Origin of the sequence: Umezawaea sp. Da 62-37 (genome assembly GCF_032460545.1) — a bacterium.
In the GTDB taxonomy this organism is placed as follows: domain Bacteria; phylum Actinomycetota; class Actinomycetes; order Mycobacteriales; family Pseudonocardiaceae; genus Umezawaea.
On the sequence record NZ_CP135965.1, the window covers coordinates 9,386,782 to 9,408,702 of the forward strand.

Below are 21,921 nucleotides of genomic sequence, written 5' to 3' on the forward strand. Positions count from 1 at the left end.
CCCGGTCAGTTGGTGAGCAACGTGCGCAGCCGCCATGCGCCGAGTGTGAACAGCACGGCCGCGAACCCCGTCAACACGCCTAGTTCCGGCAGCACGTCAGGTAGCGTGCCGCCGTCGCGGGCCAGTTCCGCGAAGCCCTGGTTCGCCCAGGCGTGAGGGGTCAGCAGTGCGATGTCGCGCATGGTTCCACCGAACAGCTCCAGCGGGACCATGCAGCCGCCCAGCGCTGCCGAGCCGAGTGCGACCAGGGTGCCGACGCCCCCGGCCTGCTGTTCGGTTCGGAAGACCGATCCCAGCAGCATTCCCGCGCCGCCCGCGACGAGGGAGAACAGCAGCAGCAGGGCGGTTGCGGCGAGTGGGTTGCCCCAGCGCACGCCGAACAGCAGCGAGGTGCCCGCGATGATGATGACGCCCTGCACGAGCGAGACGACTACCCGGCCCAGTCCTTCGCCGAGCACGATCGTCGCCGTGGACGTCGGAGTCGCCACCATGCGTCGGGAGATCCCGAGCCTGCGGGTTTCGACCAGCGCCACCGAGCTGTTCATCGCGGTGAGGAACATGAACAGCAGCAGCTGGCTTGACGCGCCCGCCGAGAACTGTCCGAGATCCGGCGGGAACAGTGCCTCACCGGTCGTCGTCGTGGACACCGAGACGCCTGGGACGACCTTGGTCGCGGAGTCCACCGTGGATAGAGCGGTGTCGGGGTCGGTGCCGTTCAGGTCCGCCGCGAATGCGCCTGCTGCGAGTCGTCCACTCTCCTGGGCGAGCACTCCGGCCACCAGCAGCCGCGTCTGTTGCCCGGCACTGTCCTGGCGCACGACCAGGCGAAGCTCTGCCACGCCTCCTGTGGCGACACCGCTCGACAGCGACGGTGGGACGACGAGGCCCGCGGCCAGTTCTCCGCGCTCGACGGCTGTGCGGAGAGCCGCTTCGTCCGAGACGGTTTCGACGCGCACACCCGGCTCCGCGTGCAGGGCGTCGAGCAGGCGCCCGGAGTCCGCGCCCACCACGCCGAGCTTCGGCGTGCTCGAACCGCCGAACGCGGCGCCGAGGACCAGGATGAGCATGAGGGGCAGCACGAGGACGAAGAACAGGTTGGTGCGGTCGCGGAACAGCCGGTGCAGGTTCGTCCCGGCGATGGTCAAGACCTTGGTGATCACCAGCCCACTTCCCTGCGGGTCAGTGCGGAGGCGATGCCGAAGCCGACGAGCGCGAACGCGGTCAGCACTCCGACCGACGGGAGCACGGCCGTGACCTCGCCGCCCGCGAGGTCGGCGAGTCCGCGCAGGAACCACCGGTGGGGTGAGAGGAGGCTGAGCGTGGCGAGCGGCTCACCCACTTGCGTCACCGGGAAGAAGGCGCCGCCCAAGGCTCCCAGGGTGATCGCCGTGACCGATTGCCAGCCGCCTGCCTGCTCGGAGGTGCGTGCGAGTGAGGCCACCACGGCGACGATCCCGGTAGCGGCGAGAACGCCGGACACGATCAGCAGGCCGACGCCGAGCGGATGACCCCACCGCGCCCCCATCAGCAGGCTCGTGGCCGCGACCAGGACGGTGGTGCCGACGACGCCGACGGCCAGGCTGGTGATCAACTTGCCGATCAGAACCGACGACGGGCGGATCGGGGAGGCGAGCATCCTGGCGAGCGTGCCCGTCCGCCGCTCGTCGAGCAGGCTCGTGACGCCGAACTGGACGGTGAAGAACAGGAAGAACACCGCCATGCCCGCCGCGTAGTAGGTCGTCGCGTCCAACTCGCGACGGGACGCGGGCGCGTCGACCAGGACCAGCGGGTCGGTCAAGGCGGCCGCCCGTGCGGCGAGTTCCGCGGGGTCTTGTGTGGACCCGCCGAGCAGCGCGGCCGCGACGGAGATCCTCGTCGACGCCAACCGCTGGGTGAACGACTCTGCGATCGACCGCGCCACGCCGGTTCCCAGCGGGGAATCGACGTCGCCAACGACCTCCACCGTGGCTGCTCGGCCCGCCCGCACGTCGTCGGAGAACGCGGGCGGCAGGATGAACGCGGCTGTCACGTCCCCGCTGTCGACGAGCCGCAGCGCCTCGTCCCTGGACGAGGCGGACCGCACGTCGACCGCGCCGCCCTCGACCGCGGCGGGTAGCACCTCGTCGGTGAACACCGCGGCCACCGGGCCGCCGTCGGCGTTGACCACCGCGTACCGGAAGACGGTGTTCCCGCCGCCGACATCGCCCAGCACCAGGCTGAACACCAGCCCGAGCCCGAGCGGGAGAACGAGGGTGAACACGAGCACCGATCGGTCGCGCAGCCGCTGGCGAAGGTCCTTGGTGGCGATCAGGAGAGCAGCGTGCACCACGTCACCCCCTGAGCGCATTGCCGGTGAGGTGCAGGAACACGGTCTCCAGATCCGGTTCGTCGACCTCGACCCCGCGGATGTGGACGTCGTCCTCCGCCAACGCGGACAACACTCCCGGCAGGCACTGACGTGCGTCGTGCACCAGCAGATCCAGACGTGGTCCACGGGCGGCGACATCAAGCACGGCGGGTATTTCCTCGGCGGTGTGCTTCGCGGCCGCCAGGTCGCCGTCCACCGTCAGCGAGATCCGGTCCCTCTCGCCCAGTCGCGCGACCAGTTCGCGCCGGGTGCCTTCAGCGACCAGCCGACCCGCGTCGATGATGCCCACCCGGTCGCACAGCCGCTCGGCTTCCTCCATGTAATGAGTGGTGTAGAGGATCGCGAGCCCGCTGTCCGCGAGTTCACGGATGTTGTCCATGATCGCGTTGCGGCTTTGTGGATCGACACCCGCCGTGGGCTCGTCCAGCACCAGCAGAACCGGTTCGTGCAGCAGGCCCATACCTATGTGGAGCCGTCGTTTCATGCCGCCCGAGTAATGCTCGGCGCGGTCGTCGGCGCGGTCGGCCAATCCGACCACGTCGAGCACATGTGCCACCCGACGCGCCACGGCGGTGCGGGAGAGCCCTTGCAGGCGCGCGAAGAACCGCAGGTTCTCCCGCCCGGTCAGGTCCGGGTACAGGGCCAACTCCTGGGGCACGTACCCGATGCGTCCCTTGGGCTCAGTCGTCCTGGTCGACACGGGCACACCCTCGACAAGCACGTCGCCCACGTCGGGCCGGAGAATGCCCGCGACCATCGAGATGATCGTCGTCTTGCCCGCGCTGTTCGGACCCAGCAGACCGTAGGTCTCCCCGGCGGAGATCGTGAAGGTCACGTCGTCGACCGCGGTCAGCTCGCCGAACCGCTTGCACAAACCACGGCAGGACAGCACTGCTTCCGGCCTGTCGGTCGTCATGCGACCAGCGTGCGACGGCCGGTGGCCCAGGGGGCAGTGCCGAACGTCATCGGCGGTCGGGGACCAAGCGCACTGCCGACCGGACACGGCAGGCGGGAAGCTCGAACCGATCGCGAACGGTTCGGTCCGCTGAGTGCGAGGAGATCCGATGACCGTCACCAACGACCAGACGACAACGACCACGGACCGTGTCCGCGGACAGGCACTGGTGGCCAAGGTGAAGGAGTTGATCCACGAGGGCAACGTCCGCCGGATCGTGGTCAAGGACGACCGCGGCCACACGGTCATGGAGATCCCCGTGACGGCCGGCGTGGTCGCCGCCATCCTCGCCCCGGTGGTCACCGCCGTCGCTGCGATCGCCGTGCTGGCCAAGGAATGGTCCATCGAGGTCGAGCGCGTGAATCCGCCGATCGTCGCCGTCCACGAGGACCGGACTCCCGACGAGGGGAACTGATCGCTGTGAAGATCGACGAACTGGTGGAGAAGGCCCGCGACACGATCACCGTGCGACGGGTGTACTCGGACCCCTACGAGCACGACGGCGTCACCGTGATCACCGCGGCCGCCGTCAGCGGAGGCGCGGGCGCGGGGATCGGCAAGGACGAGAAGGGCCAGGAGGGCGAGGGCGGTGGTTTCGGCGTGTCCGGCAGGCCCGTCGGCGCCTACGTCATCACCGGGGGACAGGTGTCGTGGCGGCCCGCGGTCGACGTGAACCGGGTGTTCACCGGGCTGGCCGCCGTCACGATCGCGTTCCTGCTCACCCGCGCCCGCGTCGCCAGAGCACGGGCGAAGGCCGACCACGGATGACGGTGGTGATCGCGGGTGGTGGCCTGAGCGGGCTGTCCCTCGCTGGCCACCTCGCCCTGGAACCCCGGTGGCACGACCGGGTGGTGATCGTCGACGACGGCAGCCACCCGCTCGACACCATCGCTTGGTCCTCGTGGACCGGCCGGCCCACCCTGCTCGACACCGCGGTGTCGAGCAGGTTCGACCGCGTCCGGGTGCACGTCGGCGGTCGGACCCGCACGCTGCCCCTCGGCCACTACCGGTACCAGGTTGTGCGCGGCACCGACCTCGACCGAATCGTCCGGGAGCTGGCAGAACCCTTGCCGCACTTCGAGTTCCGCCGCGGCCACGTGGACGGCATCGACGGACCGCCCGGTCGGACCCACGTGGTCGTGGACGGCGACGAGGTCGAGGCGCGCTGGGTGTTCGACAGCGTGCTCGGACCGACCGAACCGCCGCCGGTGGACGCGCACATGGTTTTCCGCGGACGACGTGTCGTCGCCGAGCGGCCGGTGTTCGACCCGGGAGTGCCGACCCTGTTCGACTTCCGCACGAGCCAGGCCGACCGCGCCGCTTTCCTCTACGTGCTCCCGTTCTCGGCGACCGAGGCGTTGGTCGAGCACACCTCGTTCGCCTCTCCGCATGGACCGCTGCCAGGGGTCGACGCCCAGCGCGCCGCGCTGGAGGGCTACCTCGACGACGTGCTCCACGCGGGCGCCTGCACGGTGCTGCACGAGGAAGGTGCTGTGCTGCCGTTGTCGGCGGGCAGGGTCGCGCGTCGGCGCGGTGACGTCCTGGCCATCGGCACCCCGGCGGGCATGGTCAAGGCGAGCACCGGCTATTCCTACCAGCGGGTGCAGGACGACAGTGCCGCCGTCGTGCGGTCACTGGTCGAGCACGGCCACCCCTTCGACCTGCCCGCGATGAGCACGAGGCACCGGGTGCTCGACGCCGCGCTCCTGGATGTGGTCATCCGCGAGCCGCGGCAACTGGAGCGCGCGTTCGCCGCGCTGTTCAGCGGGGCCTCGGCGGAACCGGCGTTGCGGTTCCTCGAGGAGCGGAGTTCGGTCGGGATGGAGAGCCGCTTGTTCGCGGGTATGCCGGTCGGGGTCTATCTGAAGGCGGTCGGCAGGCGTCTGAGGGTGTAGCGCGACCTCAGGCGCTGGGTGACGCCGTGGAACCGGAAGCCCGCCTCGACCAGGGTCGGCGCCGAGTGGAGCGGCGATCCCTCGGAGGCTCCGTCCGAGAGGGTTGCTCGCCGTCGTCCCGACCATCGCGTTCAGCGGAACTCCTGCGCCGCCCCCGGCACGACGAGCCCGTTGCCGTCGAGGGCGGCCACCGGGACCACGGTCACCGGGCAATTCGCGTGCCGCAGGCAGTACGCCGCCACGGATCCGATCACGGTCAGACCGCCTTTGCGGTAGCCGTGCCCGCCCAGGACGAGCGCGTCGGCGTCAGCTGCCAGGTCCACCAGCACCTTGCCGGGGTCGCCGATCGGCACGACCTGGTCGACCACGATTCCACCTGCGTGCTGTCCGACCTGCTCCACCGCCGTCCGCAGGTCGCGAGCATGCTGTTCGCGGAACGGGTCCACTCCGGAGGATCCGGTGATCGGCATCGGCGTGCTGGACGGGGGTTTGACGTCCACTCTGCACACCGACACCGCCAGCACCGAACTCCCCGTGGTGCCGGCCTGTCGGACCGCCCAGTCGAGCGCGGCGGTGCTCGCTGGTGAGCCGTCGATGCCGACGATGATCCGGTGGGCTGTGTTCATGGCGGTCAACTCCTCGTCTGTGTTCTTCGATGCTCTTGCCACACGGAGATCGGGACGAGAGGCGAACGGCTCGGTCGAGCCGGGTCCATCGCCGCCGAGACCGGCTCGGGGTTGGCTGCCTCATGGCCTGCGGCGCTGTGCTGCACAACGTCCACACGGCTCTCCGAGCGGAGGTGTGGCAGATCGACGTGGCGCTGCCCGCCGACGTCGACAGGCCGGACGTCGGCGGCCGCGATCGCAGGACGAAGCGATGGGGTGACGTGATGAGCGGTCCGAAGCCGAGACCGCCATCGATGAGCGGACCACCGCGTCCACAGGCAGCTGTTCGTGGCCGACTTCTTGTTCCGCTGGAGGAGGCGGGTCTGGTGCACAGTGGACTACCAGGTCTGCGTTCGGGAACACGTCACCGGGTGTTCTCGACGTCGGCGACGATCATCGGAGCGTCCGGTGCGATCCGCACCTTCGGGAACCGCCCGTGATAGAACTCCTCTGCTTCTGCTCTGCCCGGATCCTCCTGAGCGATGATCCGAGCTGTGCCGTCGTAGGTGATGCCGTTCGCCCGTATCCGCACCGGACGTGGATGCTCGAAGTTCCGCCACCACTGCTTGGTGGCGGCGCCGGCGACGTAGATCACGATGTGGGAAGCGTCGCCGACGTACTGCACCGGTAGCGCTACGCGATTGCCCGTTCGGCGCCCGGTGAAGTCGAGTTCGCAAACACTTGCTAGAAGACGATGCCAGCGGGACCTGACAACGGTGAGCACCAGCCGGTTGATCGTCGATCGCGGTGCGGTGTTCGTACTGCCGGTAGTCGAGTCGTCCATCGAGATACCTCCGTCGGCGGAGCGCGGTGGGGCATGACTGCGGTGCTGGGCGGTCGAGCCGGCGAGCCAGTGCTCTTGTGTGCGCCGTGATCTTCAGCGTGGAGAGACCGGCGGTCGGCCAGTCCGGGGTACCTCCGTCGAGCTGTACCGTGTCGCTCCTGTCAGACGGGTGATCGCCGCACCGGTGACGGCGGCCATCGTTGCCGCCATCAGCAGACCGGCCACCACACCGATCACCGCTCGGAGCAGGAGTCCCTGTCCTGGTTGCCACAACGGGGTGGCGACCGCCAGGAACACGACCAGGCCCGCGCCCCACGCGAGTGCGGTCGCCCAGATCCACCGGTGCGCGCGCTCCACGTGATGGCGGAGCACCAGCCACTGCGCGCTACCGATCGACAGCAGCACCGCCATCCCGGCGATCGCGGCCAGCGGAACGAGCACCGCGACCGGCCACGACGCCAGACGCTCCCCGTTCGCGGACATGCTCATGGCGACCGCCCAGGCGAATCCGGCCGCCAGCGCCGTCGCTGTGGTCCATCGCACTACTGAGAACCCCGGCAGCGCTCGGCGCAGCACGTGGGCCTGCGTCCAGCCGAGGACAGCGCCTTCGGCCAAGCCCGCCGCCACGAGAAGCGCGGGCAACGAGTTCACCGCACCCAGCACCGCGGGCACCGTGAAGCCGCTGAACTCCCCGGCGGTCACCCACCAGAACCACACGCGTCCTACCTCTCGACCACGCAGGTACTCCGAAGTCGTCATGACCCGATCGTGTGCGCTTCCAGGAACGTCATGAAGAGAACAAGGTCCCCTTCCCGCGAGTGCGGACTACCCCGTGCCCCTGTGACGGACCATCAGGCCCTATGCCCTGAGGACCAAAGGCTGCGTTGCCCGCCTGCTGAGGTTCCTAGCGTTGGAGGAAGAACAGCTACGAGGAGGAGAACCATGCGCGTCCACGACATCATGTCCAGTCCGGCGGTGACCGTGACACCCGACGTGTCGATCCGCGAAGCGGCCGGGCTGCTCGCGTCGCACGGGTTCACCGCGCTGCCCGTGGTCGACTCCGAGCTGCACATGGTCGGGATCGTGACGGAGACGGACCTGCTGCGCGGTGAGTACGCGGACACGCCCGAATCCCTCGACTCGCCCGTCGAGCGCGTGATGACCTCGCCCGCCTTCGGCATGGGTGTGGGTTCGTCCATCGCGCTGGTCGCGCGGGTCATGCTCGACGACCACGTGCGGTGCGTTCCGATCGTCGACGGCTCGACGGTGGTCGGGGTGGTGACGCGTCGCGACGTGGTGCGCGCGCTGGCCAGGACCGACACGTCCATCGCAGCCGATGTGCGCCGCAGGCTGGAGATCTACGGCGGCGTCCTGGACTGGTCGGTGTCGGTTCGCGACGGTGTGGTGAGCATCGGCGCCGAATTCGTCGACCCGGAGTCCGAGCAGGTCGTCGTCGCCCTGGCAGGTGGCGTCGTGGGTGTCGCCGACGTGCGGATCCTCACCGGCAAGGCCGTGTCATGACCGGGACTACCGCGCCGGTCGTGGTCGGGGTCGACGGCTCGGAGTCCTCGATCGAGGCGGTCGGCTGGGCGGTGCGCGAGTGCGAGCGGCACCGGGTGTCGCTGCGCTTGGTGCACGCCTGTGCGGTGCCCGCTGTCGGTTACCCCGACTTCCTGCTGGCGAAGAACAGGGTGCGCGAGGCGTTCGAGGAGAAGGGGCTCGCTGTGCTCGCCGCGGCGGAGTCGGCCGCGGAGGACGCCGCCGCGGGTGTCGAGGTCGAGACCGCGATGGTGTCCGGTGACGTGGTTCCCGTGCTGCTGGAGGAATCCCGCACCGCCCGGATGGTCGTTCTCGGGTCGCGGGGTCTCGGTGGATTCACCGGACAGCTGGTCGGCTCCACCGCGGTGGGCCTGTCCGCCCATGGCCGTTGTGCGGTCGTGGTGGTCCGGGGCAACCCCGCGGACGGCCCGGTAGTCCTTGGCGTGGACGGGTCGCCCGCGAGCGAGGCGGCGATCGGGTTCGCGTTCGAAGCTGCTTCCACCCGTGGTGTCGCGCTCACCGCTGCCATGGCGTGGACGGACTTCATCGTGGACAGCCCCTACAGCGGGGTGCGGTTGGCGATCGACTGGGCGCGGGTCGAGGAAGAGGAACAGCGGCTGCTCGCGGAGCGGCTCGCCGGGTGGCAAGAGAAGTTCCCGGACGTGCACGTCGACCGCCTCGTGCTGCGGGACCGCCCGGTGCGCGCGTTGCTGCGGCTGGCGGAGACGGCACAACTGCTGGTGGTCGGAAGTCGAGGGCGCGGCGGATTCGGCGGAATGCTGTTGGGATCCACCAGCCAGGCGTTGGTCTACCACGCCTCGTGCCCGTTGGCCGTCGTTCGTCCGACGACCTAGAAGCTCGTTGTACCCGGACGGACCACCACAGGGGAGCGGATCGTGGACGACTTGGAATCGCGGCCGATCGTGGTCGGTGTGGACGGATCCCCGGCCAGTCGGGCGGCGCTCGTCTGGGCCGTCGACGAGGCCGAGCGGCGTGGGTGCGCCGTCGAGGCGATCACCGGGCAGCACCGCGACTTCGGCATGGCCGTCGGCGTGGTCCCGATCGACATGTTGATCGGGATGCTGCCCGAGGAGTTGCGCGCCGCGCGGCAGCAGGTGCTCGACGAAGCGGTCGCCGGGATCACGGCCGAGGTCGAGATCCGCACCGTTGTGGCCCGTGAGGAAGCCAAGTTGGCCTTGACGGCGGCATCCGAGCACGCGTCGCTGCTCGTGGTGGGTCGCAGGGGTTTGGGGGCGGTCATGACCGCGTTGCTGGGCTCGGTGAGCGCCTACTGCGTGCACCACGCGTCCTGTCCGGTCGTGGTGGTCAACGACGTGGTCGAGCCGATTCCCGAGCAGTCGCGGGAAACCGGAGTGCCCGTGACCCCAGGACCGCTGCTGTGACCACAGTCCGCCACACCCTCGCGGCGTGGCGTCTTCGTCGGCCGTGCGGCGATACCGGATGAACGATGTCGGCACGGTGAAAGGACGACGATGAGCACTCCGATGGCCGCACCATTCGTACGACTGGCGCGGCGAGTGTTCCGCAGCCGGCATGCGGATGCGGGCGATCGTTTCGAGCGTGTTGTGCTCATCGCCGCCATAGCGGTCGCGCTGCTCGGCATCCCGATTGCCGCGTTCCTCGGCTCCGAGACGTACCGGACCAGTTCGGCGGCATCGGTCGAGCAGCTGCGCACCCGTCACGCATCCACCGCCACGCTGCTGGCGGACGCACCGCCCGCAACCGCGGCAGGCGCCCAGCCCCACTACGTCTCCGCTTCGTGGACTGCTCCTGACGGCGACCCACGCCAGGGCTTGGTGCCTGCCGCGCCCAACGTGAAAGCGGGCGGTTCCGTCGCGATCTGGCTAGACGACAGCGGGGGGATCACCACGCATCCGCTGACCCCGGAGCGCGCCGCGATCACGGCGATCGGCGTGGCTTTCCTGTTCTGGTCATCGCTTGTGTGCCTGATGGTCGGGTTCTGCGCGACGGCCACGCACCTGAACAAGAGGATGAACTCGCTGCGCTGGGAACGTGAATGGGCAGTGGTCGAGCCCGAGTGGACTACCAAGTACCACTAGCCGACACGTCGGCAGAGACAAAGGAGACGATCGTGGCACGCAAGCTCTGGGGAGACTACTCGGCGCGGCAACGCGGCACCATGCGCGTTCTGAGCGTCATCGAACTGGTGTTGGCCTTCACGGCCTGGATCGACCTGTGGCATCGACCGCGCGAACTGGTCGTGGGCCGCAAGGCCTGGTGGGCCGTTGTGATCGCGATCAACTTCGTCGGCCCGATCACCTACTTCGGTTTCGGCCGGAAGGCCCAGCAACATCCTCAATGGACTCATCGCCGGACGACTACATGATCGCGACGAGGAAGTGGTGATCCGCGAGAAGCGGATCGTGGTGAGTGTGGACCACGCCCGAACGTCGGGCTTGGACGACAATGGAGAGGGGGAAACGCGATGACCCGTGCACTTGTGGTCTACGAGTCGATGTTCGGCAACACCCGGCAGATCGCACAGGCGGTCGCTGAAGGTCTGTCCACCTCCGCGGCGGTCGACGTCGTGGAAGTCGGCGCGGCTCTGCCGCCGCTGCTCGACGACATCGACCTGCTCGTGGTCGGCGCTCCCACCCACGCGTTCGGGATGAGCAGGCCGAGCACCCGCAAATCGGCCGCGGACCAAGCCGTCGGCGAGGTCGTCTCCGCGGAAATCGGCCTGCGGGAATGGCTCGATGGACTGGACAACCGGCATCCGACCGCCCAGGTCGCCGCATTCGACACCCGGATGAAGGCGGCCCTGCTGTCAGGCTCCGCGGCCCGTCGCGCGCTGAGCAAGCTCCGCCGACTCGGGTTCGCCGTCGCGGCTCGCCCGGAGAGCTTCGTCGTCACGGGAATGCGCGGTCCGCTGCGTGACGGTGAGATCGACCGGGCCCGGCGGTGGGGTGTCCGGATCGCCGCCGAGCACGCGGCGCGGTACCACGTCAGCTGAGCGGGATCCGCCTGGTCGGCGGATCCCGCCGATCAGGCGCGCAGACCGTGGCGGAGGAACTGCCCGCGCACCCGGTCCACCAAGGCCGCGTCAGGCGTCGGAGCGTCGGCGAGCGGGAACGGGATGCCGAGCCTGGCGTACTTCGGGGCGGCGAGCTTGTGGAAGGGCAGCACGTCCACGCACTCGACCGAGTCCAGTTCGGCGACGAACGCGGCCACGCCCTCGACGTTGTCCCAGTCGTCGGTCAGTCCCGGCACCAGGACGAACCGGATCCACATCGGCTTGCCCAGGTCCGACAGCCGTTGGGCGAACCTCAGCGTCGGGGACACCTCCTCGCCGGTCACCCGGAGGTAGGTCGCCGGGTCCCAGGACTTGATGTCCAGCAGCACCAAGTCCGTGTCGGCCAGCAGCGCGTCGCTCGCCTTGTCCCCGAGGAACCCCGAGGTGTCCAGTGCCGTGTGCATCCCGAGTTCCCTGACCCGGTGCAGCAGTTCGCCCACGAACTCGTGCTGGAGCAGGGGTTCCCCGCCGCTGATCGTCACCCCACCACCCGCGACCTCGATGAACCGCTGGTACTTCGCGATCTCGGCGACCAGCTCGTCCACGGACACCCGGCGCCCGTCGCGCTCGTGCCAGGTCTCCGGGTTCTGGCAGTACAGGCACCGCAACGGGCACCCGCTGGTGAACACCACGAACCGGGTCCCCGGCCCGTCCACCGCGGTGGCCGTGTCCCACGAGTGGATCGCGCCGGTGGTCACAGCGACTCGTGGAACGTCCGGCTGATCACGTCGCGCTGCTGCTCGGGTGTCAACCGCACGAAGTTCACCGCGTAGCCGGAGACCCGGATGGTCAGCTGGGGGTACTTCTCCGGGTGCGCCATGGCGTCCACCAGCGTCGCGCGGTCGAGCACGTTGGCGTTGAGGTGGTAGCCGCCCGCGTCGACGTAGGCGTCGAGCACGCCGACCAGGTTCGTGACCCGCTCGTCCGCGGTGCGGCCAAGCCCACCGGGGGTGATGCTCGCCGTCAGCGAGATCCCGTCCAGCGCCTGGTCGTAGGGGAGTTTCGCCACCGACAGCGCCGTCGCGACCAACCCGTGCCGGTCCATGCCGTTCATCGGGTTCGCGCCCGGCGCGAACGGCGCTCCCGCACGCCGGCCTTCCGGGGTGTTGCCGGTGTGCTTGCCGTAGACGACGTTCGAGGTGATGGTCAGCACGGACTGGGTGTGCACCGCGTCGCGGTAGGCGGGATAGCGGCGCACCTTGGCCATGAAGTCCTCGACGAGCTCCACGGCGATGTCGTCGGAGCGGTCGTCGTTGTTGCCGTAGCGGGGGAACTCGCCCTCCACGACGTAGTCGACGGCGAGGCCGGTCTCGTCGCGGATCACCCGCACCCGAGCGTACTTGATCGCCGACAGGCTGTCCGCGACGACCGACAGGCCCGCGATGCCGCACCCGAGCAGCCGCTGGACCGGGTGATCGTGCAACGCCATCTCGATGCGCTCGTAGGCGTACTTGTCGTGCATGTAGTGGATGACGTTCAGCGCGTCCACGTAGGTCTTGGCCAACCAGTCGATCATGTGGTCGAACGCCGCCCGGACCTCCTCGTACTCCAGGACCTCGCCGGTGAGCGCGGGGGAGGGCGGAGCGACCTGGTCTCCGGACACCTCGTCGCGGCCGCCGTTGACCGCGTACAGCAGCGCTTTCGCGAGGTTGACCCGTGCGCCGAAGAACTGCATCTGCTTGCCGACCTTCATCGCCGACACGCAGCAGGCGATCGCGGTGTCGTCGCTGAACCGCGGCCGGATCAGGTCGTCGTTCTCGTACTGGATCGCACTCGTGTCCACGGACACGCCGACGCAGAACCGCTTGAACCCGACGGGGAGCCGGGGGGACCACAGGACGGTGAGGTTGGGTTCCGGTGCGGGGCCTAGGTTGTAGAGCGTCTGCAGGAACCGGAAGCTCGTGCGGGTCACCAGCGGACGGCCGTCCTCACCCATCCCGCCGAGGCACTCGGTGACCCACGTCGGGTCACCGGAGAACAACGCGTCGTAGGCGGGGGTGCGCAGGAACCGCACGATCCGCAGCTTGATCACCAGGTCGTCGACCAACTCCTGCGCCGCCGACTCGGTCAGCCGTCCGGCGTCGCGATCGCGCTGGAGGTAGACATCCAGGAAGGTCGAGGTCCGGCCCAGTGACATGGCGGCGCCGTTCTGCTCCTTCACCGCCGCGAGGTAGGCGTAGTAGAGCCACTGCACCGCTTCACGAGCGGTCGTCGCCGGTCCGGAGATGTCGTCGCCGTAGCTCGCGGCCATCCGCTTCAGCTCGTCGAGTGCCCGCACCTGTTCGGCCAGTTCCTCGCGGTCGCGGATGACCGCTTCCGTGGACGGCACCACGTCCAGCAGGGCCCGTTCCGCGTGTTTGGCCGCCACGAGCCGGTCCACGCCGTAGAGCGCGACCCGCCGGTAGTCGCCGATGATCCGCCCGCGCCCGTAGGCGTCGGGTAGCCCGGTGATGACCCCCGCCCGCCGTGCCCGCCGGATCTGGTCGGTGTAGGCGTCGAACACCCCGTCGTTGTGGGTCTTGCGGTACTTGGTGAAGATCTCGCGCACCAGTGGGTCCATGTCGTAGCCGTAGGCGGCGAGACTCGCCTCAACCATCCGCAACCCGCCGTTGGGCATGATCGCCCGCTTGAGCGGAGCGTCGGTCTGCAACCCCACGATGATCTCCGCGTCGCGGTCCAGGTAGCCGGGCAGGTGCGACGTGATCGACGAGGGGGTGTGCGTGTCAATGTCGAGGACGCCGCGCTCGCGCTCCTGCGGGAACAACCCGGACACCCCGAGCCACAGGGCGGTGGTCCGCCCGGTCGGGCCGCCGAGGAATCCGGAGTCGCCTTCGTAGGGCGTGTAGTTGTCCTGGATGAACCCGCGCACGTCGATCGCGTGCCGCCAGTTCTCGCCGCGGAAACCGCTCCACGCGCCGAGCCGCTCCTCGGTGGCCGTCATCAGTAGGAGATGCGGAGGTGGTCGACGATCCCGGTGACGCCCGGCGCCGCCCACGCGGCGCGTTCCGCCTGGCGGCGCTCGGACCACGATCCGACCGAGCCCTCCAAGGTGACCACGCCCGCGTTGTCGGTCGTGACCGTGATGTGCTTGCTCTCGACCTCGGCGTTGCGCACCAACGCGGCCGTGATGCCCTTCTTGATGTCGACCGGCGAAGCGGTCGGGACGATGACGACGTTGTTCAATACCGCTTTGACGCCCCTGATGTAGTGCACGGCGCGATCCGCGGCCTCGTGCTGGAAGTGCCACCGCACGGACCCCGTGAGGGTGACGACCCGGTCGTGCACGGAGACCTTGACCGTGTCCGGGACGTCGACCGCGCGCTCGACCGCTTCGCCGGCGCCGCGGGCGATGTCGGTGTCGGTGACCCCGTTCAAGACGCTGTTCACCGTGATCTCCTGAGCGATGGCGGTCACTCCGTGCACGCGCTCGACCACCTTGCCCGCGAGGCGCTTCTCCGGGAAGCTGTCCACTTCGCCCGACAGCGTCACGGCCCCGTCGTTGACCGACACGCCGATGTGCGCGCTGTTCACCTCGGGCGTCCACCGAAGTTCTTCGATGACCGCGGTCTTCAGCTCGTCGTCCGACCTGTGCAGTGTTTTCGTCATGGCTCCACGGTGCCGGGCCGTCGAGGTCGACGTCAGAGCACAACGTCCCTCCGAAATCGCCGAGCGACCCAGGCGGTGCGGGGTTCACTACGCGGAGAAGTACCTGTGAGGGTCGCTGCTCGCGCGGGCGCCACCCGCCAGCCACTGGGAGAAGTCGGTGCCGTCCCGTCGTTCCAGTTCGTCGAGATACGCCTGTCGCGCAAGGATGATCCGTTGCTGGGTGTGGTCGTCGGCCGCTCGCTGCAGGTGGAGGTAGCTGCGCCGCCACGCCAGGCACAGTTCGTCGGTGGGCAACGCATCCGCGGGGGCGCCGGGCTCGTAGAGGATCTCGGACACAGGGGTGGTGAGCACCTTCACCTCACCTGTGTTCGACGTGTCCGGAACGCGCCTGTACGCCCACACCGAGGTGGCAGCGGACAGCACCACCAGCGTCATGATCGTGAGCGCGCCGACCGTGGTGATCATTCCGGTGATGACCAGGCACAGCGCGACCAGACCCGCGGCGGTTCCGATGCCCGTCTGCGGAGAGGATTCGCGGAGTCCGTGCAGCTTTCGCATCGCCGGGAGTTCTTCCGGCGCCTTCCACGCGGCTACGCCGATCGTCAGTCCCAGCGCCCTCCAGAAGAACAGGAGGACCATCGGTGTGACCACCACACCGATGGCGCAGAAGACGAGCGCGACGGCCACGACGACCGTCCGGGCAATCCGCACGAGCACGGGGACCTGCACTGGCGCCACCCTCACCTTGAGTTGACGGGGAAAGGAGACGCAGGGGTCCGGGGCGCGGCCACAGAGCACACCTGCCGAACGCTTCCCAGCCGGTGCGCTCGAGTGGGTGAGCCACGTGTAGTCCCGGAAACCATTGTCCGCGGTTCCTGAGGGAAGGAGGTCCCGCCTCCTCGGGGTGCAACGACCCTGTCCGTCGACGTCATCGGGCGGAATCGTTGTCAGGGAAAGAGGTTCGCCCACCACCGGGCTGCCGCGAGCTCCGATTCGGTGCGTCGTCCGGCATCGAAGGACCCGCGATCCAGCACATCGAGAGGCAGCCATGACCGACACAGCGGCACCAATCCACTTGTCCGACACCCCGATGAAGACCACGGGAGGACAGGTGTCCTTGGGTGCGTTCGCCACCTACGCCGAGGCGCAGAGCGTGGTCGACCACCTGGCGGACAACGAGTTCGACGTCCGGACGACACAGATCATCGGCAGCGACCTCCGCATGGTCGAGCAGATCACCGGCCGACTGACCTGGCCGCGAGCCATTCTCGCGGGCGCGGCGGGCGGTGCTTGGTTCGGCGTGTTCGTCGGCTTGGTCCTCAGCTTTCTCAGCACCGCCGACACGATCGTGCCCGCGGTGGCCTTCTGCCTCGCCACAGGCGCGCTGTTCGGCGGCGTGTTCAGCGCGGTGAGCTACGGCTTGACCAGGGGACGCCGGGACTTCACCTCCCTGAGCGCCACCGTGCCCAGCCGCTTCGAAGTCCTCGTCACCGCCACTCATGCGGACCGTGCCCGAACCGTTCTCGCGACGACGAAGTCCTGAACGAGGGTCTCTGCTCCGTCGGGGAGAGCGTCCCTTCACTTCGGTGGACGCTCCGACGCCAGGGCTTCCGAATTCCGGTCACCGTCCTGAGCCGAAGTCGGAGGTGGTGCTGGGAAGCCACTACGAGCTCGTGCTGTCTCGCGCATGGCCAGCACGGTGACCCCGACCGAGGCGAGGAGCAGACCGCCAGCCGCGATCGTCCACCATCCGGGCCGGATCCCGTCGCCGAGCAGCACCATGCCGAGCGCACCGGGCACGACCACCTCGATCATGGTGACGATCGCGCTCGGCATCGCGGGTGTGCTGCGGCGCAGAGCGGAGGCGTACAGCGGAACGCCGACCGCGGCGTAGCCGATCACCGCGTAGGTGAGCGGTTGGGTCAGCAGGGCGATTGGGGTCGCCGTGAATCCGGGCAGCACGAGCAAGGCCCGTACCGAGACGGCGGAACCACCGAAGGCGAGCCCGGTGACGACCGACCGCGCGACCGCGCCTCGATGTGCTGCCCACACCGCGGCGAGCACCACGGCCGCCAGCAGACCCAGCAGCACAGCGGTGACGACATCCGATGACGCCGTCCACCCGATGTCTGCGGTGGCGCTCGCGGCGAGCGCGGCGAGTCCCAGTCCGGTGCAGGCGATGGCCAGCAAGTCGGTCGAGTGGATCGCGGAGCGCAGCACCAAGTGCGCCAACACCACGGTGACCGCTGTTTGACCGGCCACGATAGCCTGGACGGCGAACACCGGGAGGAACCGCAACGCGACGACGGTCAGCGCCCAGCCCAGGACGTCCACGAACACGCCGACGGCGTACAGGGTTTCTCGTCGCACGGGCACCATGTCGCGGCTCTGAGCGGCTTTGGCCTGCAACACGGTGCCCGCTCCGTCGAACACGGCCGCCAACGCCGCGGCGGTGAACCCCACGGCGACCCACCCGATCGCGTTCACGCGTCAGTGCTCTCCAGCCTCTCAGGGGACAGCGCCACCCCCAGGACCGGGGGTGGGGTCCCTCCAGGGCCTTCACCCTGACTGCGGCCGAGGCCGACGCCACCCCTTTGATTTCGGGTGGTCTGGGCCATCACGGGTTGGCCTTACTGGTCGGCGGGGATGTGGGTGGTCCAGGTGAGGTGCGTGCCTCGACTAAGCGGGGCGGAGCCGCCGTTCGCTGTGCGGTTGACGAAACTGCCCAGTCCGTCGATGGCGAGTGACGTCCCGTTGCTCGTTCCGTTGTCGATGACCTCGGCGGTGATCAGGTCTCCGTCCGCGCTGACGCGGAGTTCGGCGTGAGTGGCGCGGACGTGACCGGCGATGGCGTTGAGCCCCGCACGGATCACGGTGATGATGTCGTCGGCCAGGGTGAGCGGGATGGCGCGGCCGAATTTCCCGCTGAAGCTGGTCAGCACGGGAAAACCGAGGATCAGCGCGTGGTCGTCGGCGGCCGTGAGGATCCGTTGCTGCAGGTCGTTCAGCTTGTGCTGTTTCGGCTCGGTATCGGGCGTGTCGTCGATGTCGTAGATGGTCGTGCGGATTCGGTTGATGGTGTCGTCGAGGACACCGGTGTAGGAGGTGATGCGCTTGTGTAGGTGGGGTTGCGTGGTGCTGAGCAGGCTGTTGAGGCCTATGCTGACCGCGAACAGCTTCTTGATCACGTGGTCGTTCAGGTCGGTGCCGATGCGGTCGTGCTCGTCGCTGAGGCGTCGATCCTGCCGGTGGACGCGAACGCGGTCGAGTTCCATCGCGACTCCCGCGTGGCTGGCGAATCCGGCGACATGGCCCATGTCCGCGTCGGTGAACTGCTGGCGACCTTCCACCCTGCCGACGCTGACCGCGCCGATCACCTCGTCACCGGACACGAGCGGCACCACGATGACGGACCCGATCCGCACCGGGAGCTCCACGCCACCCGTGTTCTGGGCCGAGTTGGTCAGAACGGGGGTGCCGGACTGGACGACCTGTCCGGACAGGCTGGTGTCCATGTCCAGGAGCAGACCGAACACGTGGTCGGTCAGGACGCCGCTGACGGCCCGGACCCGCAGGTGCCCCGACTCGTTGATCAGCGCCAGGGTCGCGAAGTCGGCGGAGGCGGTCTGCTGGGCGGCCCTCAGGACCAGGTCCAAGGGGTGTGGATCCTGCCCGGCGAACAGTTGCCGGGTCACGTTGGTCGACGCGACCAGCCAGCGGTGGCGCTGCTCGGACTCGTGGAAGAGACGGGCGTTCTCGATGGCCACCCCGGCGGTCGCGGCGAGCGCGACGGCGAGCTGCTCGTCCTCCGCGCTGAACCGACCGTTCTCGCTGCCGGTGAAATAGAGGTTGCCGAACACCCGATCGCCGATCCGGATCGGCACGCCGAGGAAGCTCTCCATGGCCGGGTGGTTCGGCGGGAACCCGGCGGCGGCCGGATGCGCTGTCAGGTCGTCCAGCCGGACCGGAGAGGGATGGCTGGTCAACAGTCCCAGGATGCCGCGGCCGTGGGGCAATTCACCAATGCGCTCCACTGCTGCCTCGTCCATGCCCACATGCACGAACTCGTCGAGCAGGCCACCCTCGCCGATCACCCCCAGCGCCGCGTAGCGGGCCTGGACCAGTTCCCGCGCCGCCACGACGACGTGCTGAAGCACCGCCTGCACGTCCAGTTCGCTGGCCACGACCGCATGGGCGTGCAGCAGATCCCGCAACCGCCCCTGGGTGGCGAGCACCTCCGCCGCACGAGCTGAGGCCTCGCCCAGCAGCTTCTCCAGCTCCGGGCGGGAAAGATCGACGAACGGCGAGGCGATCGCGTCGGACTGGTCCTGCGGTTGCCCACGAGCGGAATCGGTGTGGAGGGTTTCGGACATGCGGTGTCACATCCCGTCGACGCCGGTGCGTCAGCGGGGTCCGGGCCAACGTGGACGACATAGTCAGAGCCGAGCGGGATCACCCGGCCACTAACTGAACGTACGCGTGTTCGCGGTGGGGCGCGACCGCCGCGGGTGCTCCGCAGGCTGACCGCCGACACGATGTCGTGCAATTGGCGGCGTGGCGGCTGTCCTGTCTGCGGCACTTCCAGTTCCCCGAACACCCGTCTTCTCCGGTACCTCTACCGCGGGGGACCGCCGGGCTTGGTCGAGGTGCGGAGCAACTCGCGCGGAATGATGTCGCCAGCGACGACCGAGTGGGCGAGGGCGCTGAGCTTCAGGTTGTGGCTTCGCGCGTAGCCACGCAGCGCGGCGAAAGCGCGGTCCATGTCGATGGCGAGATGGTGAGCGGTGTAGCCCTTCGCCTGTTCGATCACCACCCGGTTGTTCAGCGCAGCCTGGAGCTGTTCGGTCAGGACCTCCTGGTGGCGGATCGACCGCTCCTGGATCAGCCCGATGGTGGCCACGTCGACGAGCGCGCACGCGGTGCGCAAGGCGGTGTCGGTCAGATCACCGGGGAGCGTGCGAAACAGGTTGAGCGCCCCGATCACCTCGCCACGCAACCGCATCGGCAGCGCGTCCACGGCGGCGAACCCGTTGTGGGTGGCCGCTGCGGCGAACCGAGGCCACCGTCCGCCCGCCGTGGTCAGATCGGGATCGCTCACCCGCTCGCTCCTGGCGAACGCGTCCAGGCAGGGGCCCTCGTCGTTCTGCAACTGGAACAGCTCGAGCAGGCGGACCTGTTCGTTGGAGGTCGCGACCAGTTGGAGCCTGCCGTGCTGATCCGCCAGCAGCAAACCCGCAGCTTCGACGTCCAGGAGTTCGACGCACCTGTCCACGAGCAGGTGCAGGAAGTCGATCACGTCGAAGTCGTCGGTCAGGGTGTCCGCCAGCTCGACGAACGTTTCCAGAAGACGGTCATCGCCCGGCACGGTCACCTCCACCCAGTTGTTCGCGAATGATCATGTCGCCTCCTGATCCGGGGCGAAAAGGACGCGACGGGCCACCACATCGGCGGCCAGTTCGGCCAAAGGGCGCCCAGTGGCGAACGCGTGACCTCGCAACCGGACGAAAGCTTCGTCCACACCCACTCGGAGCTGTGCGGAGACCATCCCGGTGGCCTGGTGCAGTTGCGGGTTGTGCAAGGGCAGCGCGTCGTCGGCGTCGCGCAGACCTGCCTGCTCGGCGAGCACCAGTCCGAGCGCCATCCTGGCGAATGCCAACGCGTTTCGCAGTGCCGTCTGGTCAAGTGGGCCGGACTCGACCCGGTGGAACGTCAGCATCCCGCCCCGGATCGCGCCGACGACCAAGGGGAAGGCGAAGAGCGCACGTGCACCGGCTTCCACGGCCAGAGGCGTGAACAGCGGCCAGCGTCGTTGTGCTTCCGGCGAGTCCAGATCGGCGGCCAGCACAGGCCCTCCCGCCCTCCAGGAGTCCGTGCTCGGCCCCTCTCCGACGGTGACCTGGAGTTCCGCGAGGTGTTCGCCCAGCATGTCGGTCGAACACCTCATCTCGGGCAAGCCTCGGGTGATGCCCATCGTCACCGTCGCCCCGCTCACGCCGAGCCGGGAGACAGCGGTATCGCACAGCAGCCGAACCGTAACGGGCACCCCGAGGTCGCCCGCCCGCGCGGCTGCCCAAGCGTGCACCTGTGCGAGCCGGTCAGCACCATTCGGGCGTCCCGCCATGCGTTCGCCTGGCCTCTCCGACGGCACCGTTGCGCGAGGATGGACCTGGACCGAGCCTGGTGAAGCGTCCAAGTCGCGTGGTCATCGGAAATTCCGCTGACCGCAGCGTGGTAACCGCGGGGACATGGCGGGTGAGAATATACACCTATAGCCTAGTAGCCTGGAGAGTCCAGGACAAGCCGTCATCAGTGAACAGGCGTGGCGGAATTCACCCGTTGTTGCCTCTTTCTTGAAAGAAAGCTGCACGGCGATCGATACCTGTCGTATGGTCGAGCCTGAGGATTCTGCGGTTTCCGCGTTGGAACCTGCTACTTCCCGTCCGCCTGGACCCCGCGGTCGCCATAGTGTCCCGAAGGGACTCGTTGTGCGCGCCGACTCCACTCCGAATGCACTCGCCGGCGATTCCGTCGAACTGTTGAGCATCACGGCGGACATTGCTGGATCGAACACGGTCGTGATCACCGCTCGTGGTGACGTCGACCAGTCGACGAGCCCGCTGCTCGTGACCCATTTACGCGAGCGGATCCACCAAGCGGGCCCTAACCTGGTCGTCGACCTCACTCACGTGCGTCACTTCGGTGCCGCGGGCATCACAGCGCTGGTGCACGCTCGCACGATGGCCGCGGCAGCCGGGGTCGACCTCGTCGTGGTGGTGAGTCGGGTGGTGCTCATGTCGTTGGGAATCACCCGTATGGAGAGCGCTTTCGACCTGTATTCGACACTGTCCGACGCGCTTGGGCGACCCGGATTGGCCGGACGGCGCGTGCTCTCCGTCTGAGAAGCCTGACCACTACCTTGTCCGGTGATGTCGTTGGTGAGCACGTCGGCATCGGTGCCCGGACTGTGACCGAGCAGAGTCGAACGACCCCGCCTTGCGCACCAACGGGTACTCGGCCGCGGGACTTGCGACGGCAGACCTGATCCCGCGTTCTA

The 21,921-nt window shown here is 68.6% G+C and carries 25 protein-coding genes; 11 read left to right on the top strand and 14 right to left on the bottom strand.

What is annotated here, in order from left to right:
• Positions 1-5: 5 nt before the first annotated feature.
• Genes RM788_RS42430 through RM788_RS42440 form a run of 3 tightly spaced genes read right to left on the bottom strand, consistent with a single transcriptional unit; the run spans position 6 to position 3,284 of the window.
• Complete coding sequence (locus RM788_RS42430) at positions 6-1,160, bottom strand: ABC transporter permease (RefSeq protein ID WP_315925944.1); 1,155 nt, start codon at positions 1,158-1,160, stop codon at positions 6-8.
• Positions 1,157-2,326 carry an ABC transporter permease gene (locus RM788_RS42435; protein ID WP_315925946.1) on the bottom strand — a complete coding sequence of 390 codons (1,170 nt, stop codon included), beginning with the start codon at positions 2,324-2,326 and terminating at the stop codon, positions 1,157-1,159. Before RM788_RS42435 ends, RM788_RS42430 begins: the two co-directional genes overlap by 4 nt.
• A gap of 4 nt (positions 2,327-2,330) precedes the next feature.
• Entirely contained in the window at positions 2,331-3,284 is a 954-nt protein-coding gene (locus tag RM788_RS42440; protein WP_315925948.1) for an ABC transporter ATP-binding protein, read from the bottom strand.
• A 148-nt stretch (positions 3,285-3,432) separates the two neighbouring features.
• Here RM788_RS42440 and RM788_RS42445 point away from each other — a divergent pair, with 148 nt between their 5' ends.
• From RM788_RS42445 to RM788_RS42455, 3 genes are read left to right on the top strand one after another with little or no spacing between them, the layout of a single operon-like run.
• On the top strand, positions 3,433-3,738 hold the full coding sequence (locus tag RM788_RS42445) for a DUF4342 domain-containing protein (protein ID WP_315925950.1): 306 nt from the start codon (positions 3,433-3,435) through the stop codon (positions 3,736-3,738).
• A 5-nt stretch (positions 3,739-3,743) separates the two neighbouring features.
• The gene (locus RM788_RS42450) at positions 3,744-4,091 is read left to right on the top strand and encodes a spore germination protein GerW family protein (protein ID WP_315925952.1); all 348 of its coding nucleotides are present in this window, start codon (positions 3,744-3,746) and stop codon (positions 4,089-4,091) included.
• Positions 4,088-5,218: a lycopene cyclase family protein gene (locus RM788_RS42455; protein WP_315925954.1), complete on the top strand. Its 1,131-nt coding sequence runs from the start codon at positions 4,088-4,090 to the stop codon at positions 5,216-5,218. Before RM788_RS42450 ends, RM788_RS42455 begins: the two co-directional genes overlap by 4 nt.
• Positions 5,219-5,349: 131 nt before the next feature.
• On the opposite strand, the gene RM788_RS42460 is transcribed toward RM788_RS42455, so the two are convergent.
• From RM788_RS42460 to RM788_RS42470, 3 genes are all read right to left on the bottom strand, one after another.
• Positions 5,350-5,844: a universal stress protein gene (locus tag RM788_RS42460; protein WP_315925956.1), complete on the bottom strand. Its 495-nt coding sequence runs from the start codon at positions 5,842-5,844 to the stop codon at positions 5,350-5,352.
• 403 nt (positions 5,845-6,247) lie between these two features.
• Complete coding sequence (locus RM788_RS42465; protein ID WP_315925958.1) at positions 6,248-6,667, bottom strand: PNPOx family protein; 420 nt, start codon at positions 6,665-6,667, stop codon at positions 6,248-6,250.
• Positions 6,668-6,760: 93 nt separating this feature from the next.
• Complete coding sequence (locus RM788_RS42470; protein WP_315925960.1) at positions 6,761-7,426, bottom strand: hypothetical protein; 666 nt, start codon at positions 7,424-7,426, stop codon at positions 6,761-6,763.
• A gap of 183 nt (positions 7,427-7,609) precedes the next feature.
• Here RM788_RS42470 and RM788_RS42475 point away from each other — a divergent pair, with 183 nt between their 5' ends.
• From RM788_RS42475 to RM788_RS42500, 6 genes are all read left to right on the top strand, one after another.
• Positions 7,610-8,188, top strand: coding sequence for a CBS domain-containing protein (locus tag RM788_RS42475; protein ID WP_315925962.1), 579 nt, complete (start codon positions 7,610-7,612; stop codon positions 8,186-8,188).
• Positions 8,185-9,060 (top strand): universal stress protein, encoded by an 876-nt coding sequence (locus RM788_RS42480; RefSeq protein ID WP_315925964.1) that lies wholly within the window; start codon positions 8,185-8,187, stop codon positions 9,058-9,060. Before RM788_RS42475 ends, RM788_RS42480 begins: the two co-directional genes overlap by 4 nt.
• A 42-nt stretch (positions 9,061-9,102) precedes the next feature.
• Positions 9,103-9,609 carry a universal stress protein gene (locus RM788_RS42485; RefSeq protein WP_315925966.1) on the top strand — a complete coding sequence of 169 codons (507 nt, stop codon included), beginning with the start codon at positions 9,103-9,105 and terminating at the stop codon, positions 9,607-9,609.
• 90 nt (positions 9,610-9,699) lie between these two features.
• Entirely contained in the window at positions 9,700-10,287 is a 588-nt protein-coding gene (locus tag RM788_RS42490; protein ID WP_315925968.1) for an Rv1733c family protein, read from the top strand.
• A 32-nt stretch (positions 10,288-10,319) separates the two neighbouring features.
• Positions 10,320-10,574 carry a PLD nuclease N-terminal domain-containing protein gene (locus RM788_RS42495; RefSeq protein WP_315925970.1) on the top strand — a complete coding sequence of 85 codons (255 nt, stop codon included), beginning with the start codon at positions 10,320-10,322 and terminating at the stop codon, positions 10,572-10,574.
• A gap of 99 nt (positions 10,575-10,673) precedes the next feature.
• Positions 10,674-11,201, top strand: coding sequence for a flavodoxin family protein (locus RM788_RS42500; RefSeq protein WP_315925973.1), 528 nt, complete (start codon positions 10,674-10,676; stop codon positions 11,199-11,201).
• Positions 11,202-11,233: 32 nt separating this feature from the next.
• Here RM788_RS42500 and pflA read toward each other — a convergent pair whose 3' ends face one another.
• From pflA to RM788_RS42520, 4 genes are all read right to left on the bottom strand, one after another.
• On the bottom strand, positions 11,234-11,959 hold the full coding sequence (gene pflA / locus RM788_RS42505) for a pyruvate formate-lyase-activating protein (RefSeq protein WP_315925975.1): 726 nt from the start codon (positions 11,957-11,959) through the stop codon (positions 11,234-11,236).
• The gene (gene pflB / locus RM788_RS42510; protein ID WP_315925977.1) at positions 11,956-14,202 is read right to left on the bottom strand and encodes a formate C-acetyltransferase; all 2,247 of its coding nucleotides are present in this window, start codon (positions 14,200-14,202) and stop codon (positions 11,956-11,958) included. Before pflB ends, pflA begins: the two co-directional genes overlap by 4 nt.
• A complete protein-coding gene (locus RM788_RS42515; RefSeq protein ID WP_315925979.1) occupies positions 14,202-14,867 on the bottom strand; it encodes a BON domain-containing protein in 666 nt (221 codons plus the stop codon). Before RM788_RS42515 ends, pflB begins: the two co-directional genes overlap by 1 nt.
• Positions 14,868-14,954: 87 nt before the next feature.
• A complete protein-coding gene (locus RM788_RS42520) occupies positions 14,955-15,605 on the bottom strand; it encodes a hypothetical protein (protein WP_315925981.1) in 651 nt (216 codons plus the stop codon).
• 373 nt (positions 15,606-15,978) lie between these two features.
• On the opposite strand from RM788_RS42520, the gene RM788_RS42525 reads away from it, so the two are divergent.
• Positions 15,979-16,410 carry a YflT domain-containing protein gene (locus tag RM788_RS42525; RefSeq protein ID WP_399341801.1) on the top strand — a complete coding sequence of 144 codons (432 nt, stop codon included), beginning with the start codon at positions 15,979-15,981 and terminating at the stop codon, positions 16,408-16,410.
• A 35-nt stretch (positions 16,411-16,445) separates the two neighbouring features.
• Here RM788_RS42525 and RM788_RS42530 read toward each other — a convergent pair whose 3' ends face one another.
• The 4 genes from RM788_RS42530 to RM788_RS42545 form a co-directional block, all read right to left on the bottom strand.
• Positions 16,446-17,354 carry a DMT family transporter gene (locus tag RM788_RS42530; RefSeq protein WP_315925985.1) on the bottom strand — a complete coding sequence of 303 codons (909 nt, stop codon included), beginning with the start codon at positions 17,352-17,354 and terminating at the stop codon, positions 16,446-16,448.
• Positions 17,355-17,497: 143 nt separating this feature from the next.
• On the bottom strand, positions 17,498-19,240 hold the full coding sequence (locus RM788_RS42535) for a GAF domain-containing protein (protein WP_315925987.1): 1,743 nt from the start codon (positions 19,238-19,240) through the stop codon (positions 17,498-17,500).
• A 242-nt stretch (positions 19,241-19,482) separates the two neighbouring features.
• Positions 19,483-20,232 (bottom strand): GAF and ANTAR domain-containing protein, encoded by a 750-nt coding sequence (locus RM788_RS42540; protein ID WP_315925989.1) that lies wholly within the window; start codon positions 20,230-20,232, stop codon positions 19,483-19,485.
• Between the two features lie 30 nt (positions 20,233-20,262).
• A complete protein-coding gene (locus RM788_RS42545; RefSeq protein WP_315925991.1) occupies positions 20,263-20,988 on the bottom strand; it encodes a GAF and ANTAR domain-containing protein in 726 nt (241 codons plus the stop codon).
• A gap of 364 nt (positions 20,989-21,352) precedes the next feature.
• Between RM788_RS42545 and RM788_RS42550 the strand changes: the two genes are divergently transcribed.
• A complete protein-coding gene (locus RM788_RS42550) occupies positions 21,353-21,766 on the top strand; it encodes an STAS domain-containing protein (RefSeq protein ID WP_315925993.1) in 414 nt (137 codons plus the stop codon).
• Positions 21,767-21,921 lie beyond the last annotated feature (155 nt).